This window comes from Colwellia marinimaniae (genome assembly GCF_002207865.1).
Lineage (GTDB): Bacteria > Pseudomonadota > Gammaproteobacteria > Enterobacterales > Alteromonadaceae > Colwellia > Colwellia marinimaniae.
Genome location: NZ_BDQM01000510.1, coordinates 1 through 237 on the forward strand (window position 1 = coordinate 1; position 237 = coordinate 237).

Annotated in this window: 1 protein-coding gene; it reads left to right on the plus strand. The window is 41.8% G+C overall.

Annotated features, from left to right (window positions below):
* Positions 1-26: 26 nt before the first annotated feature.
* On the plus strand, positions 27-237 hold a 211-nt coding region (locus MTCD1_RS20285; protein ID WP_498067582.1), incomplete at its 3' end, for a 2-hydroxycarboxylate transporter family protein.

Below are 237 nucleotides of genomic sequence, written 5' to 3' on the forward strand. Positions count from 1 at the left end.
CTTCTATCCTAGGTGTCCTAGGTGGCATGATGTTCGGTATTCCATTCGATCGCATTATGATGTTATATGTACTACCTATCATGGGTGGCGGTAACGGTGCAGGTGCAATTCCACTTTCAGAAATCTATGAATCTGTTACTGGTGGTTCCAAAGAAGAATATTACTCAGTAGCTATCGCTATCTTAACTATCGCTAACATCATTGCGATCGTGATTGCTGCTGGTCTAAACATACTAG